Source organism: Acidovorax sp. LjRoot117 (assembly GCF_964252695.1).
GTDB lineage: Bacteria > Pseudomonadota > Gammaproteobacteria > Burkholderiales > Burkholderiaceae_C > Acidovorax.
Genome location: NZ_CAXUPO020000009.1, coordinates 86,790 through 100,573 on the forward strand (window position 1 = coordinate 86,790; position 13,784 = coordinate 100,573).

General features: G+C 68.9%; 12 protein-coding genes. 7 read left to right on the forward strand and 5 right to left on the reverse strand.

The window, feature by feature from the left end; all coding sequences use genetic code 11:
* The first annotated feature begins 21 nt into the window (after positions 1-21).
* From ACSQ3D_RS20515 to folK, 5 genes are all read left to right on the forward strand, one after another.
* Entirely contained in the window at positions 22-1,026 is a 1,005-nt protein-coding gene (locus ACSQ3D_RS20515; RefSeq protein ID WP_436128129.1) for a Gfo/Idh/MocA family protein, read from the forward strand.
* A 373-nt stretch (positions 1,027-1,399) separates the two neighbouring features.
* A complete protein-coding gene (gene hda / locus ACSQ3D_RS20520) occupies positions 1,400-2,098 on the forward strand; it encodes a DnaA regulatory inactivator Hda (RefSeq protein ID WP_396503913.1) in 699 nt (232 codons plus the stop codon).
* A 33-nt stretch (positions 2,099-2,131) separates the two neighbouring features.
* Positions 2,132-2,857, forward strand: coding sequence for an HAD family hydrolase (locus ACSQ3D_RS20525; RefSeq protein ID WP_396503625.1), 726 nt, complete (start codon positions 2,132-2,134; stop codon positions 2,855-2,857).
* A 44-nt stretch (positions 2,858-2,901) separates the two neighbouring features.
* A complete protein-coding gene (pcnB, locus tag ACSQ3D_RS20530) occupies positions 2,902-4,536 on the forward strand; it encodes a polynucleotide adenylyltransferase PcnB (RefSeq protein WP_436128130.1) in 1,635 nt (544 codons plus the stop codon).
* 76 nt (positions 4,537-4,612) lie between these two features.
* Complete coding sequence (gene folK / locus ACSQ3D_RS20535; RefSeq protein ID WP_436128131.1) at positions 4,613-5,149, forward strand: 2-amino-4-hydroxy-6-hydroxymethyldihydropteridine diphosphokinase; 537 nt, start codon at positions 4,613-4,615, stop codon at positions 5,147-5,149.
* A gap of 93 nt (positions 5,150-5,242) precedes the next feature.
* Here the strand turns inward: folK and ACSQ3D_RS20540 are convergent, their stop codons facing one another.
* Entirely contained in the window at positions 5,243-5,878 is a 636-nt protein-coding gene (locus ACSQ3D_RS20540; RefSeq protein ID WP_056412815.1) for a cysteine hydrolase family protein, read from the reverse strand.
* A gap of 124 nt (positions 5,879-6,002) precedes the next feature.
* Between ACSQ3D_RS20540 and ACSQ3D_RS20545 the strand changes: the two genes are divergently transcribed.
* Both ACSQ3D_RS20545 and ACSQ3D_RS20550 read left to right on the forward strand, forming a co-directional pair.
* Positions 6,003-7,004, forward strand: coding sequence for a GlxA family transcriptional regulator (locus ACSQ3D_RS20545; RefSeq protein ID WP_436128132.1), 1,002 nt, complete (start codon positions 6,003-6,005; stop codon positions 7,002-7,004).
* A 505-nt stretch (positions 7,005-7,509) separates the two neighbouring features.
* Entirely contained in the window at positions 7,510-8,628 is a 1,119-nt protein-coding gene (locus ACSQ3D_RS20550) for an ABC transporter substrate-binding protein (protein WP_436128133.1), read from the forward strand.
* A 30-nt stretch (positions 8,629-8,658) separates the two neighbouring features.
* On the opposite strand, the gene ACSQ3D_RS20555 is transcribed toward ACSQ3D_RS20550, so the two are convergent.
* From ACSQ3D_RS20555 to ACSQ3D_RS20570, 4 genes are all read right to left on the reverse strand, one after another.
* Complete coding sequence (locus ACSQ3D_RS20555) at positions 8,659-9,636, reverse strand: Bug family tripartite tricarboxylate transporter substrate binding protein (protein ID WP_056413112.1); 978 nt, start codon at positions 9,634-9,636, stop codon at positions 8,659-8,661.
* 67 nt (positions 9,637-9,703) lie between these two features.
* Positions 9,704-10,393, reverse strand: a complete 690-nt coding sequence (locus tag ACSQ3D_RS20560; RefSeq protein WP_436128134.1) for a response regulator transcription factor — start codon at positions 10,391-10,393, stop codon at positions 9,704-9,706.
* On the reverse strand, positions 10,390-12,555 hold the full coding sequence (locus ACSQ3D_RS20565; protein WP_436128135.1) for a PAS domain S-box protein: 2,166 nt from the start codon (positions 12,553-12,555) through the stop codon (positions 10,390-10,392). Before ACSQ3D_RS20565 ends, ACSQ3D_RS20560 begins: the two co-directional genes overlap by 4 nt.
* A gap of 135 nt (positions 12,556-12,690) precedes the next feature.
* On the reverse strand, positions 12,691-13,761 hold the full coding sequence (locus ACSQ3D_RS20570; RefSeq protein WP_056413117.1) for a CDP-6-deoxy-delta-3,4-glucoseen reductase: 1,071 nt from the start codon (positions 13,759-13,761) through the stop codon (positions 12,691-12,693).
* Between the last annotated feature and the right edge of the window lie 23 nt (positions 13,762-13,784).

A 13,784-nucleotide genomic window follows, 5' to 3' on the forward strand; every position in this document is an offset into this window, starting at 1 on the left:
ACAACGAACCGAAAGCTTGGTATGAAACCTGTGGTGTGGGGCGTGCTGAGCACGGCCAGGATCGGCATGCAGCACGTGATTCCGGCCCTGCTGGCGAGCCCGCTGGTGGAGTTGCGCGGCATCGCCTCGCGCACGCTGCCAGCGGCCCGGCAGGCGGCGCAGCAACTGGGCATCGCCCAGGCGTATGGCAGCTACGAAGAGCTGCTGGCCGACCCGGCCATCGAGGCCATCTACAACCCGCTGCCGAACCACCTGCATGTGCCGCTGACCCTGCAGGCCGCGGCCGCCGGCAAGCATGTGCTGTGCGAGAAACCGGTGGCGCTGACGTCGGCAGAGGCCCAAACACTGCGCGCCGCCGCAGGCCAGGTGCACATCGAAGAGGCCTTCATGGTGCGCCACCACCCGCAGTGGCACCGCGCGCGCGAGCTGGTGCGGGCCGGGCGCATCGGCACGCCGCAGGCGGTTCAGGTTTTCTTTTCGTACTTCAACGACGACCCGCACAACATCCGCAACCAGCCCGGCATCGGCGGCGGGGCGCTGTACGACATCGGCTGCTACGCGGTGCTGGCCGGGCGCTATCTGTTCGAGGCGGAGCCGCAGCGCGCCGTCGCCTTGGTGGACCGCGACCCGGCGCTGGGGACCGACCGGCTGACCAGTGCGCTGCTGGATTTCGGCGCGGGAAGGCAGGCCAGCTTCACCGTGTCGACGCAGAGCGTGCGCTACCAGCGGGTGCAGGTGGTGGGCACGCGTGGCCGCATCGAGATCTTCATCCCCTTCAACGCGGCGCGCGGTGGCGAGATGCGCCTGGCGCTGGACGAGGGCGGCCTGCTGGACGGCAGCAGCATCACCACCGAAACCCTGCCAGCCTGCGACCAGTACCAGCTGCAGGTGGAGGCCTTCTCGCGCCGCGTGCGGGACGGTGCGGCCCCGCAGGCCCAGGGCATCGACGACGCGGTGGCCCAGGCGCGGGTGATCGACGCGCTCTGGCAGTCCGAGCGCACCGGGCGGTGGGAAGCACTCGCCTGAAGGCGGCGCGAACCCGCGACCAGAGGGCGCCCGGGCCCACCGGCCCGGGGTTTGGCACCATTGACAGGGTGCCCCGGGCAGGGCGCACAAGCCCTCCGGCGCCGCCGTCCGGGCCCGGAACGCTGGCGGCCGCCCGAAGCCGGTTGGCGGCAGTCTAAAATCCCGCTCACTGTCGCCCCCCGTCCTTGCGATGCCGGATCGGGGCGACCCCGCGCCCCAGCCTCTTGTCCGCGGTGCCCGCCGTAGTTGCTCCGTTGCTCTAGGGTCAGGCACCTTCCAATTCACCTGTGATGCCGCTGCCGATCCCATACCTGTCCGCCGCTCCTGCACCCGCCACCGCTGGCCTGGCCCGGCCGCAGGGGTGCCGCGCATGATGAAGCAGCTGGCGCTGGACATCGGCCTGGCCACGGGGCCCACCCTGGCCCGTTTCTTCGCCGGCCCCAACGAGGCCGCGCTGCAGCACCTGCGCCTGGCCGCCGGGGACGGCAGCAGCCTGGCCACCCGGTCGCCCGTGCCCACCTACCTGTGGGGCGAGCCCGGCAGCGGCAAGACCCACCTGCTCAAGGCGGTGCGCCAGTCCCTCCGGGAGCAGGGCGCCAGCGTCGGCTGGCTCGACCCGTCGGTGGCCGAGCCGCCGGACTTCAACGAAGACTGGGCCGCCATCGTCATGGACGATGTGCATCTGTACGACACCGCCCAGCAGGCCACGGCGTTCAACTGGTTCGTCAACGCCATCAGCCCGGCCAGCGGCAGCCAGCGCTGGGTGCTGGCCGCCGGCAACCTGCCCCCGGCCGACCTGCCCCTGCGCGACGACCTGCGCAGCCGCCTGGGCTGGGGCCATGTGTTCCAGCTGCAGCTGCTGGGCGAGTCCGAGCGCCGCTCGGTGCTGCGCCAGGAGGCCGACGCCCGCGGCGTGTTCCTGGGCGACGACGTGATGGACTACATGCTCAACCGCTTCTCGCGCGACCTGGGCAGCCTGATGCTGCTGCTCGACCAGCTCGATGCGTTTGCGCTGCGCACCCAGCGGGCGATCACCATCCCCTTGCTCAAAACGATGCTCGAATCGGAATGATGACGCGTCCTTCCTTGCCTTTTGTGAACCTGAATGACCTCTGACACCCGCCCCCTGCGGCTTGCGCTGTTCGACCTCGACCACACGCTGCTCCCGCTCGACTCCGACTACGAGTGGGGCGAGTTCACCATCCGCATCGGCTGGAACGACCCGGTGGAGTTCGCGCGGCGCAACGGCGAGTTCTATGCGCACTACCAGGCCGGCACGCTCGACGTGCATGACTACGTGCGCTTTGCGACCGAGGCCGTGCGCCTGCGCGGGCCCGAGGCTTCGGCGGCCGCGCATGCGCAGTTCATGCGCGAGGTGATCGGCCCGGCCATCAAGCCCCAGGCGCGCGACCTGATCCGCCGGCACCAGGCTGCGGGCGACACGGTGCTGATCGTCACCGCCACCAACGAGTTCGTGACCCGCCCCATCGCCCATGCGCTCGGCGTCGCCGACGATGCGCTGCTGGCCGTGCAATTGGCGCGCGACCCGCTCAGTGGCTGGTACACCGGCGAGATCGACGGCGTGCCCACCATGCGCGAAGGCAAGGTGCGCCGCATGGAAGAGTGGCTGGCCGCACGCCAGCTTGGCTGGGCGGACGTGGACAGCACGTTCTACAGCGACTCCATGAACGACGTGCCCCTGCTCGAGAAGGTGAACCGCCCCGTGGCCACCAACCCCGACCCGCGCCTGCGCGCGCTGGCCCAGGAGCGCGGCTGGCGCATACTGGACCTGTTCCCCCAGACTGAAGCCAGCCAGGACGCTGCTTCCTGACACCCGCGCGCCAGCGCCAGACCTTTTGCTTCACTCGCTGACCCATGATCAAGAAGTTCATTGACAAACTGCTGGGCAAATCGACCCCCGGCACCTCGGGCGGCAAGCCCCATTTCGGCAAGCGCGAAGAGGTGCCCGCCACGGTGCACGGCATCGACCCCGAGCTGGTGGACCGCCGGGCTGCCGAGGTCGTGGCCACGCTCAAGCAGGCCGGCTACGAGGCGTATATCGTGGGCGGCGCCGTGCGCGACCTGCTGCTGGGCCTGCGCCCCAAGGACTTCGACGTGGCCACCAACGCCACGCCCGAGCAGGTCAAGGGTCTCTTCCGGCGCGCGTTCATCATCGGCAAGCGTTTTCGCATCGTGCACGTGGTGCACGGCCGGGGCCGCGAGCATGAGGTGATCGAAGTCTCCACCTTCCGCGCCTACCTGGACAACAGCGCCGCAGGGCAGCAGGTCAGCGGCAACGAGAAGACCTCCAGGGCGGCCCTGGCGGGCATGCAGCATGCCGTGGACGCATCGGGCCGCGTGCTGCGCGACAACGTCTGGGGCCCGCAGGACGAAGACGCCACGCGCCGCGACTTCACGGTGAACGCCATGTACTACGACCCGGTCAGCCAGATCGTGGTGGACTACCACAAGGGCATCCAGGACGCGAAGAAGAAGACGCTGCGCATGATCGGCGACCCGGCCACGCGCTACCGCGAAGACCCGGTGCGCATCATCCGCGCGGTGCGCTTTGCGGCCAAGCTCAGCGGGCTGGGTTTCACCATCGAGGCCAAGACCGCCGCACCCCTGGTGGAGTCGCAGACCCTGCTGGCCGACGTGCCGCAAAGCCGCATGTTCGACGAGATGCTCAAGCTGCTGCAGACGGGCCACTCGATCGCGAGCGTGGAGCAACTGCGCAAGCTGGGCATGGCCAAGGGCATCTACCCGTTGCTGGACGTGGCGGTGGAGCGCGCCGACACCCCGTTCGTGAAGGCCGCGCTGCTGGACACCGACCGCCGTGTGAACGAAGGCAAGCCCGTGGCCCCGAGCTTCTTGCTGGCCTGCGTGCTGTGGGAAGACGTGCGCAAGAGCTGGACGGAGCGCCTGGCCCAGCGCCAGCACCCGCTGCCTGCGCTGCAGGACGCCATCGACGATGTGTTCGACAAGCGCATCGGCGATGTGTCGGGCCGCGGCAAGCTGGCCGCAGACATGCGCGAGATCTGGGTCATGCAGCCCCGCTTTGAAAAGCGCGTGGGCAGCACGCCGTTCGGCATGGTGATCCAGCCGCGCTTTCGCGCGGGCTTCGACTTCTTGCGCCTGCGCGCCGATGTGGGCGAGGTGGAGGAGGCCCTGGCGGAGTGGTGGCAGGACTTCCAGGGCGCCGACGACGAGCGCCGCGAAGACCTGATGGACCAGGCCAAGGAAGAGCAAAAGACCCGCCAGAAGGCCCAGCAGGCGGTGGTCAAGCGCGTGCCGCGCCCGGCACCTGCACCCGCCCCTGCACCCGCCCCTGCACCCGTCGCGGCCCCCCGCGAGGGCGGCGATGCCGACGCAGCCGATGCCGGTGACGGCGCCGCCGAGTTCACGGCCGACGGCGCAGCCGCCCCCAAGAAGCGCCGCCGCCGTCGCCGCAAGCCCGTGGGCGACGGCAGTGCCACCAGCTCGGTCCCCGGCCCCGAGCAGGACGCCTGATCGGCATGGCCCCGCGCCCTGCAGCCGCGATGCGGTGGGTGCGGCAGCCACAAGACAACCCACGGCGCAGACCCCGATGACCCCGGCACCGCAGAGCGGCGCAGCGCCTGCGCTGCGGCTTGACGACCAATCCGCTTCCACGGCCTATATCGGCCTGGGTGCCAACCTGGGCGATGCCGCCGCCGCCCTGGGCGCAGCCGCCCGTGCCATCCATGCCTTGCCGGGCACGCGGGTGCTGCGCGCATCGTCGCTGTACCGCAGCGCGCCGGTGGACGCCACGGGCCCGGACTATCACAACGCGGTGGTCGCCGTGCGCACTGCCCTGGCCCCCCACGCCTTGCTGGGCGCGCTGCAGGCCATCGAGGCGGCCGCCGGCCGCGAGCGCCCCTACCGCAACGCACCCCGCACGCTGGACCTGGACATCCTGTTTTTTGGCGAACAGGCGATCGACACGCCCACGCTGACCGTGCCGCACCCGCGCCTGCAGGAACGCGCGTTCGTGCTTCTGCCCCTGGCCGAGATCGCGCCCCCCCAAGTCCACCCTGAGTGGCTGGCGTCGGTGCAGGATCAGCGCATCGAGCGGCTGTCGGCCGCGTGGTGCGAAGGGCTGTAGCCGCCCACTGGTCGCGCTGATCGGCTCTGCCGAGACCCGGCAAGCCGCAGGTGGTGTCGCCCTGGGGGCGGGCGCCGCCGGCGACTCAGGGGTTCAACCCTGCCGCGCGCGTTGGTTGGACGCAAACACGTTGTCCTTGGCCAGCGCCGTGCCCGCCTGCACCGCGGCCATCCAGTCGGCCGTGGACACGGCTGCGGCAAAGTTGCTGTGGAACACCACGCTGAACACCCGGTGGATCTCTTCAGCGCTCGCGCGGCCCGCGGCATTGGCGTAGGGCAGGGCGCCCGTCGCATCGGCCAGGAACTCCACCGACAGCCCGCGGTGCGAGGCTTCGTAGATCGTGCTGGCGTCGCAGTTGTGCGTCATGTAGCCCACCACCGTGAGGGTGTCGATGCCGCGCTCGGCCAGCCACTCGGCCAGGCCGGTGTTCGTGAAGGCGCTGGCCATGCTCTTTTCGATGCGGTGGTCGGCGTGGCGGCGGGCCACTTCGGGGTGCAGTTGCCAACGGTCGGTGGCCTTGTCGAACACGGGCGCACCGGTCGGCGCCGTGTGCTGCACCACCACCACCGGCACGCCGGCGGCGTGGGCGGCGTCCATGGCGCGGGCGATGTTGGGCAGGGTGTCGGCAACGGGCGGGTATTCGATGGGCAGGTTGCCGCCCGCGAAATACTCGTTTTGCACGTCGATGACGATCAAGGCGCGGCGGGGGGCGGTGGTGGCAGAGGTCATGGTCACGGTCCTGGGTGGATGAAGAAAAGTCTGGGATTGCCGTTCGGGAACGAGGTGATTGTTCGCGCTTGGGCTGTCCACCAAAAGTGGCTGGATTGACATGCATCGATAGAATCGGGCCATCATGCCTGCCTATGCTGCGTCTTCCCCGCTGCCCGCTTCGTCGCCCGCCCCGGACACCGTGGCCGTCGTGGCCTTCGACGGCATCAGCCCGTTTCACCTGTCGGTGCCCTGCCTGGTGTTTGGGGAGGACCGCACGGCCGAGGGCGCGCACCGCTACCGGCTGGTGGTGTGTGGCGTGGAGCGCGGGCCGCTGCGCACCTCGGCGGGTTTTGGTATCCACGTGGACCATGGCCTGGTGGCACTGCGGCGCGCGCAGATCATCGTGGTGCCGTCCTGGCGCGATGACCTGGCGCCGGCGCCACCTGCTTTGCTGGCGGCGCTGCAGGCGGCACACCGCCGCGGCGCGCGCATCGTGGGGCTGTGCCTGGGCGCCTTTGTGCTGGCCGAGGCGGGACTGCTCGACGGCCGTGCCGCCACCACGCACTGGGCGCTGGCGCAGGAGTTTGCGCGGCGCTACCCCCGCGTGCTGCCGCGACCGGAGGTGCTGTACGTGGAGGATGGCCTGGTGCTCACCTCGGCCGGCACGGCTGCGGGCATCGACTGCTGCCTGCACCTGCTGCGCCAGCAGCACGGCGCCGAGGTGGCCAACCGCGCCGCGCGCCGCATGGTGGTCGCCCCGCACCGCCAGGGCGGGCAGGCGCAGTACATCCAGCAGCCGGTGGCGCCGTCGGTGCGTGGCGACCGGCTGGCGCCGCTGCTGCAGTGGCTGGGCGAGCACCTGCACCACACCCACACGCTCGAATCCCTCGCCGAGCGCGCGGTGATGAGCCCGCGCACCTTCACCCGGCGTTTTCGGCAGTCCACCGGCACCACCGTGGGCCAGTGGCTGCAGAACCAGCGCATCGCCCTCGCGCAGCGCCTGCTGGAGGGCAGCGACCAGTCCATCGAGGCCGTGGCCGCCGAGGCCGGCTTCGGCTCGGCCGTCTCGCTGCGGCAGCACTTCTCGGCGGGCGTGGGCATAGCGCCCTCGGCCTACCGGCGGCAGTTTCGCCGCACGGCGTAGTGCATTCGTGATGGAATGATTTGCTATTGATTTGCTATTGATTTGCTATTGATTTGATAGCTGCTTGCGCCCGATGGACAAGCGGCAGAGGCGTTTTTCATCCCATGGATGCGGTGCACGAAGGGCCCGTCCTGCCTGTCGCCTGATCACTGCTCCGCACCGCCCCGCACTGCACGCATATTCGACTGTCAGCGCCGGGGCACTGCGGGATTGCTTTCAGTGGTGCATTAAATGCTGCATTTCAATAAGCGCCGGTGATTTTCTGTTGTTATTAATTTTCCGACGTTATTTTTGTTCGGAATATTGCACTCCGCCGGGGTCGGAATTAATGGGGCGAAACGCCCAGAAGCATGCGTTGCATAGAGTGAATGGACCCGCTGGTTCAGCGCGGAAAATCGTATGGCCCCTGGGCTGGCGAATCATTTTTCTGATTATTCCGAGTGCTGCATACTGATTTTCTGTCATTGCCTGGCAGTTTCCCATCAGCACAGGAGGTCACCGCACCATGTCACTCGGTCGCCGCGCATTGGTTCAATCCACATTACTGGCTCCGCTGTCCGTGATCGGCCGGAACGTGAGAGCTGCAGAGGTCGTCCGCATCGGCCAGACGGTCGCACTGTCGGGCAACTTCGGCGAGATGGGTGGCATGTACACCCAGGGCATCAAGGCCGCGTTCGATCATGCCAACCGAGGCCGTCAGGCGCGGCAGATCGAGCTGATCACGCTCGACGACAAGCTCGACGGCCCGGCCGCCCTGACCAATGCCAAGCGGTTGGTGGAGCAGGAAAAGGTGGCCGCGATCATCGGCGTGGCCGGCACGGGCGTGGCCAAGGCCGTGATGCCGTACTGCGAGGAAAAGCGGGTGCCGCTCTTTGCACTGACCGGCGACGACAGCGTGCGCAAAATCAAGCAGGAGTTCACATTCTTCTCGTGCGCCAGCTACGGCGACGAGGTCAGGAACATGGTGCGGCATGGCGCCACCATCTCGCACAAGAGCGTGTTCGTGGTGCACACCGACGTGCCCGCAGGCGCTTCGTGGGTCGACAGTGCGCGCCTGTCAGCGCAGGACAACAAGCTCGAATTCAAAGGCTCGATCGCTGCGGCGCCCGATGGCTCCAATGCCGACGCGGTGCTCAAAGCCTTCCTGGATTCTCGGGCGAGTTTTCTGGTGATGGTGTATGCGGGCGCGGGCGTGAAAGTCCTGCTCGAACGATTGCACCAGGCCCATGTGTTTCCCGGTTCGATCTACCTGTTGTCGCAGGGCGCGACGCCCGGGCTGGTGGATTCGGTGCGCAGCAGTGCGTCGGGGCTGATCGTGTCGCAGGTGGTGCCGAACCCGTTTTCCACCCTCAGCCCGCTGGCGCGCGACTACGACACCGCCATCGCTGCGTCGGCGGTGCCCAAGAATTACATGACCTACCAGGGCTTTTTGCTGGGCCGCGCTTTTGCCGACGCCCTGGGTAGAACCAAAGGGGCGGCCACCGCGGCCGCGGTGGCCGATGCCTTGCAGGAGACCCCGCTGGCCTATGGCGACTACAAGCTGGACTACCGGGGCGGCAAGCGCCTCGGGACATCGTTTACCGACATTTCGATGCTCACCCGAGACGGCCGTTTCATTTCCTGAGACAGCCAGGGCGCCACGCGCCCGGCGCGGTCAATCCACCTTGGCGCCCGACGCCTTCACGACCTGCTGGTACTTGGCGCGCTCCGCGGCCATGAAGCTGTCGAACTGCGCTGGCGTGGTGCTCACCGGCTCGGCCAGCAGTGCGGCGAAGCGGGTCTTGGTTTCGGGCGTGTTCAGGGCCGCCACGAAAGCCTTGTTCAGCTTGTCGATGATGGGCTTGGGCGTGGCTGCAGGCGCCACCAGGCCCCACCAGGTGTCGATGGAGAAGCCCTTGAAGGTGGCAGACAGCGGCGGCACACCAGGCAGCGAGGGCGAGGCGTCCAGCGAGGTCACGGCCAGGGCCTTGAGCTTGCCCGCGCGGATGTTGGGCGCGGCGGCGGCCAGGTTGTCGATGTTGAAGTCCACCTCGCCGCCCAGCAGGGCCAGCTGTGCGGGGTTGGCACCGCGGTAGGGGATGTGCAGCGCGAAGATGCCGGCGCGCTGCTTGAACATCTCGCCTGCCAGGTGGCCCGCGCTGCCGTTGCCGCCGCTGCCGTAGTTGAGCTTGGCCGGGTTGGCCTTGGCGTAGGCGATCAGGTCGGCCACGGTGTGGATCTTGAGCTGCTCGGCCTTGGCGGCGTTGATGACCAGCACGTTGGGCACGCGCACCATCTGCGTGATGCCCGCAAAGTCCTTGGCGGCGTCGTACGGCATCTTGGTGTACAGCCAGGGGTTGACGGCGTGCGTGGCGGTGGCGGAGATGCCGATGGTCAGGCCGTCCGGCGCGGCCTTGGCGATGGCGTCGGCACCGATGTTGCCGCCCGCGCCGCCCTTGTTGTCGATGATCACGGTGCCCAGCGAGTCGCGCACGCGCTCGGCCAGCGCACGGGCCGTCACGTCGATGGGGCCGCCCGCTGCGTAGGGCACGATCAGCCGGATGGGCTGGCCCGAGTCCTGCGCGAGCGCGACGTGGGAGGAGAAAGCCGCGGTGAGGGCGGCGCTGGCGATGAGGATGTTTCTGCGGTTCATGGATGCCATTGTGCAAAAAAATCGTAAGAAGGCTTACGAAAACCTTCGGGTGGGGCGTTCTTTGGGGTCAGGACGGGGTCCTGGAGAGCCCCAGGTCCTCGACCAGCATGCCCAGTTCGTGCGACGAGCGGATGTCCAGCTTGAGAAAGATGGCCGAGCGGTGCGTGTCCACGGTGCGTGGGTCGATGGGGCGCTCCGGGTCGCGCTGGGCCATGGCGCGGGCGGCCTCCTTGCTGCTGATGCCGGTGGCCAGCAGGCGCGCCACCTCCTGCTGGCGGGGGCTCAGGGCGTTCCACCGCTCCAGCAGCAACGCGTGCCGCTGCGTGTGGGCAGCCACTTCCTCTGACATGGTCGCGGCGCGGTGCACCGCCGCCAGCAGGGTGGCTTCGTCGCAGGGCTTTTCCAGCCAGTCCACGGCACCTTGCTTGACGGCGGCCACGGCCGAGGCCAGTTCGCCGTGCGCGGACAGGAACACCGTCTTGAGCACGGTGCCCCGCTGGCGCATGGCGTCAAAGACCTGCAGCCCGCTCATGCCGTCCATGCGCAGGTCCAGCAGCACGCAGCCCGGGCGCGACAGGTCGGCGCGGGCCAGAAAGTCGGCCCCGCTCTCGAAAGGCTCGGCCACATGGCCCCCGGCCAGCAGCAGCGCGGCGAGCGAATGGCGCACGCCTTCGTCGTCGTCCACGATGTAGACATGGAATGCCGGTGCTTCGGGGGTTGCCGTGGTGGTCGTGGTGGTGACGTGGTGGTCGATCATGGCGATTCGTTGGGCAGGAGCGCGGTGTGCAGGGGAAGCCGGATCTCGAAGACTGCGCCGCCGCCCTCGCGGTTGCGGGCCAGCAGCTCGCCCCCCATGCTCTCGACGATGGAGCGGCAGATGTTCAGGCCCAGCCCCAGGCCGTCGGAGCGGGTGGTGAAGAAGGGTTCGAACAGGCGGTCGGCGATTTCAGGCGCCAGGCCCGGCCCGCGGTCCAGCACCTGCAGGGACGCGCGGCCCGCTTCGGTGGTGGTGCGCAGCAGCAACTCGTGCCCCGCACGCGGCGCGGCATGCGACTGCATGGCCTGCAGTGCGTTCAGGCCCAGGTTCAGCACCACCTGTTCCAGCAGCACACGGTCGGCGCTCACCTGCACCGGCCCGTGGGCCAGGTCCAGCCGCACGGCCACGCCGTGCCGGCGGGCCTCGGCGCGCAGCAGCAGGGCCAGGGACTGGTCCACCGCGGCGTTCAGGTCGCAGGGCTCGCGCGCCTCGGGGTGCTGCCGCACCCAGCGGCGGATGCGGCCCACGATGTCGGCCGCGCGCAGTGCCTGGGTCGAGAGGGCGGCCAGGGTATCGTTCAGCAGCTCGGCCTTGCCCTGTGCTGCGAGCGACTTGGCGGCGGCCGCGTAGTTGACCAGGGCCGCCAGCGGCTGGTTGAGCTCGTGCGCCAGGGTGGAGGCCATCTCGCCCACGGTGATCACGCGCTGCACGCGCTGCAGTTGGGCTTCGCGCTGCTGCTGCTGTTCTTCGGCCCGCTTTTGCGCGGTGATGTCCACCACCGAGCTCATCCAGCCGATATGGTGGCCGCTGCCGTCGATGAGCCGCGTGGTGTAGAACATGGTGTGCACGTCCGAGCCGTTGCGGTGCCGCAGCCGGTTCTCGCGGCCCTGGGGCGATGCCTTGCCGGCCTGCACCGTGTCCACGTCGTTCCAGTGGCGGTCCAGGTCGTCGGGGTGCCAGTAGGGGTAGGGCGGCCGTTGGCCGATGAGCTCGGCGGCCGTGTAGCCCACCATGTCGCACATGGCGGCGTTCACATAGACGATGCGGCCTTCCAGGTCGCGTGCCCGCATGCCCACCAGCAGCGAGTCTTCCATCGACTGGCGGAACGCCTGGGCTTGCTGCAGCGCGTGGGTGCGTTCGTGCACCCGCTGCTCCAGCTCGATGCGCGCCTGGCGATTCTCGGCCAAACGCCGCTCGCGCAGTTGCCAGTAGAGCGCGCCCAGCACCAGCAGGCCCGACGCCAGGCTGGCCAGCGCCCAGGCCTGCTGGCGGGCCGCAGCCACCACCTTGCTGTCGGCCGTGATGGTCAGCGACCAGCCCAGGTCGGGCAGGGGCTCCTCGTAGGCCAGGTATTCCTTGCCGGTGTCCGGCACGCGCAGCTGCCCGCCGGGCTGGTCGGCAGGCAGCTCCAGCTTCCAGGGCACCGGCACTGGCGACCACTGCGCGCCGTACTGCTCGTCGTGCTGCACCTGCTGCACTGCGTCGGGGGGCAGTGGCCGGGTGGTCTTGTAGAGCCAGGGCGCCACCGACCCGAGGAACACGATGCCGCGCTCGTCGGCCACGAACACCGGGTCCCGCAGCTGCGACCAGGTGTCCACGATGGGCTGCATGCGCACCTTCACGGCCACCACGCCGATCACCTTGCCGTCGGCCTGCTGCACAGGTGCGGACGCAAAGAGGCCGGGCTCGCCCGTGGTCTTGCCCACGCCGTAGAAGCGGCCTGTCAGCCCGTGCAGCGCGTCGCGAAAATACGGGCGGTTGCCGTAGTTCTGGTCGACGAAACTGCTCGGGGTGTCCCAGTTGCTCGACGCCAGGGTCATGCCCTGGGCATCCATCACGTACAGCGTGTCGGAGCCCGCGCGGGTGTTGACGGTCTGCAGATAGGCGTTGGCAGCCTCGCGCACCTGCGGCGAACTGGGGTTGCGCAGCAACTGCGCCACCAGCGGCTGCTGCGCGGCGGTGAAGGGCAGGTAGCTGTAACGCGTGGCCACGCCCCGAAGCGCCAGCGCCTGCACTTCGGCCGAGCGGCGCAGGTTGTCCCATTGGCTATCGAGCTCATTGCGCGTGGCCCATTCCCCGGCCCCCAGCACCATCAGCACGGCCACGCACAGAACCGTGACCGTGGAGCCCGCGCCCTGCAGCGCACGGCGCAGCCTGGTCATTTCAATGGTCCACGGTGTTGCTCGACAGCATCCCCGGCCCGAGAAACGGGCGCGGCCAACGCCAGTGCACCCGTGGGTCTGGCTGCGCCAGTCCACCGGGTGCGTCCCCCCTCGGGAGGGAAGGCGCGCAACGCCTCAGGGGGGCGTCCCATGCTTGTCGGCTTCGGACGTAAAAGAGTCCGCATAGAACTCTTCGGGCGGCAGGCCGCGGTGCGCGCTGTAGCTGTCGCGTGCAGACTCGACCACGATGGGCGCGCCGCAGGCATACACCTGGTGGCCCGAGAGGTCGGCGAAATCATCGAGCACGGCCTGGTGCACAAAGCCCGTGCGGCCCGTCCAGCCGTCGTCGGGCTCTGCGTCCGACACCACGGGCACATAGGTCAGGTGCGGCATCTCGGCCGCGCGGGCCAACACCCAGTCGTGCATGTACAAATCGCCCGGCCGGCGCCCGCCCCAGTAGAGCACCGTGGGGCGGGTGATGGCCTTGAACTGCATGTGCTCGATGAGCGCCTTGATGGGCGCAAAGCCCGTGCCCGAGGCCAGCAGCACGATGGGGCGGTCGGAGTCCTCGCGCAGGAAGAAACTGCCGAACGGGCCTTCGACCCGCAGGATTTCCTTTTCCTTCATCGCGCCGAACACGTGGTCGGTGAACTTGCCGCCCGCCATGTGGCGGATGTGCAGCTCCACGCCGGGCGCCTCGGCCTGCGTGTGCGGCGCGTTGGCCATCGAGTACGCACGGCGCGCGCCGTCGCGCAGGATGAATTCAATGTACTGGCCCGCGTGGTAGCGGAAGGTGTCGGCCGCGGGCAGCTGCAGGCGCACCTGCATCACGTCGTGAGATGCCTTGGTGAGGGTGGACACGCGCACCGGCATCTTCTTGATGGGGTAAGCGCTCTCGTCGGTGACCTGGCGCGACTCCAGCACCACGTCGGTCAGCGGCTCGGCGCAGCAGGTCAGCACCAGGCCGGCAGCTTCTTCGTCGGCCGTGAGCGCCTTGGACTGGTGTTCGCCATGGTGCACGGCACCGCTGATCTTCTTGCACTTGCACGAGCCGCAGGCGCCGTCCTTGCAGCCATAGGGCAGGCCCACGCCGCTGCGGATGGCGCCGGCCAGGATGGCTTCGCCGGCGTTGGCGGTGAAAGCGCGGCCGCTGGGCTGGACGGTGATCTGGAAGGCTCTGGGGCTCGCGGTCTCGGCGCTGGTCATCTTGTGGGTATCCTTGGGAACGT

Bases quoted from the DNA above. Each gene is read 5' to 3' on its own strand.
- ACSQ3D_RS20570 (WP_056413117.1), bottom strand. From the start codon at position 13,761: ATGACCAGCGCCGAGACCGCGAGCCCCAGAGCCTTCCAGATCACCGTC.
- ACSQ3D_RS20540 (WP_056412815.1), bottom strand. From the start codon at position 5,878: ATGACCTCTGCCACCACCGCCCCCCGCCGCGCCTTGATCGTCATCGAC.
- ACSQ3D_RS20515 (WP_436128129.1), top strand. From the start codon at position 22: ATGAAACCTGTGGTGTGGGGCGTGCTGAGCACGGCCAGGATCGGCATG.
- ACSQ3D_RS20560 (WP_436128134.1), bottom strand. From the start codon at position 10,393: ATGATCGACCACCACGTCACCACCACGACCACCACGGCAACCCCCGAA.
- ACSQ3D_RS20525 (WP_396503625.1), top strand. From the start codon at position 2,132: ATGACCTCTGACACCCGCCCCCTGCGGCTTGCGCTGTTCGACCTCGAC.
- folK (WP_436128131.1), top strand. From the start codon at position 4,613: ATGACCCCGGCACCGCAGAGCGGCGCAGCGCCTGCGCTGCGGCTTGAC.
- ACSQ3D_RS20545 (WP_436128132.1), top strand. From the start codon at position 6,003: ATGCCTGCCTATGCTGCGTCTTCCCCGCTGCCCGCTTCGTCGCCCGCC.
- ACSQ3D_RS20565 (WP_436128135.1), bottom strand. From the start codon at position 12,555: ATGACCAGGCTGCGCCGTGCGCTGCAGGGCGCGGGCTCCACGGTCACG.
- hda (WP_396503913.1), top strand. From the start codon at position 1,400: ATGAAGCAGCTGGCGCTGGACATCGGCCTGGCCACGGGGCCCACCCTG.
- ACSQ3D_RS20555 (WP_056413112.1), bottom strand. From the start codon at position 9,636: ATGAACCGCAGAAACATCCTCATCGCCAGCGCCGCCCTCACCGCGGCT.
- pcnB (WP_436128130.1), top strand. From the start codon at position 2,902: ATGATCAAGAAGTTCATTGACAAACTGCTGGGCAAATCGACCCCCGGC.
- ACSQ3D_RS20550 (WP_436128133.1), top strand. From the start codon at position 7,510: ATGTCACTCGGTCGCCGCGCATTGGTTCAATCCACATTACTGGCTCCG.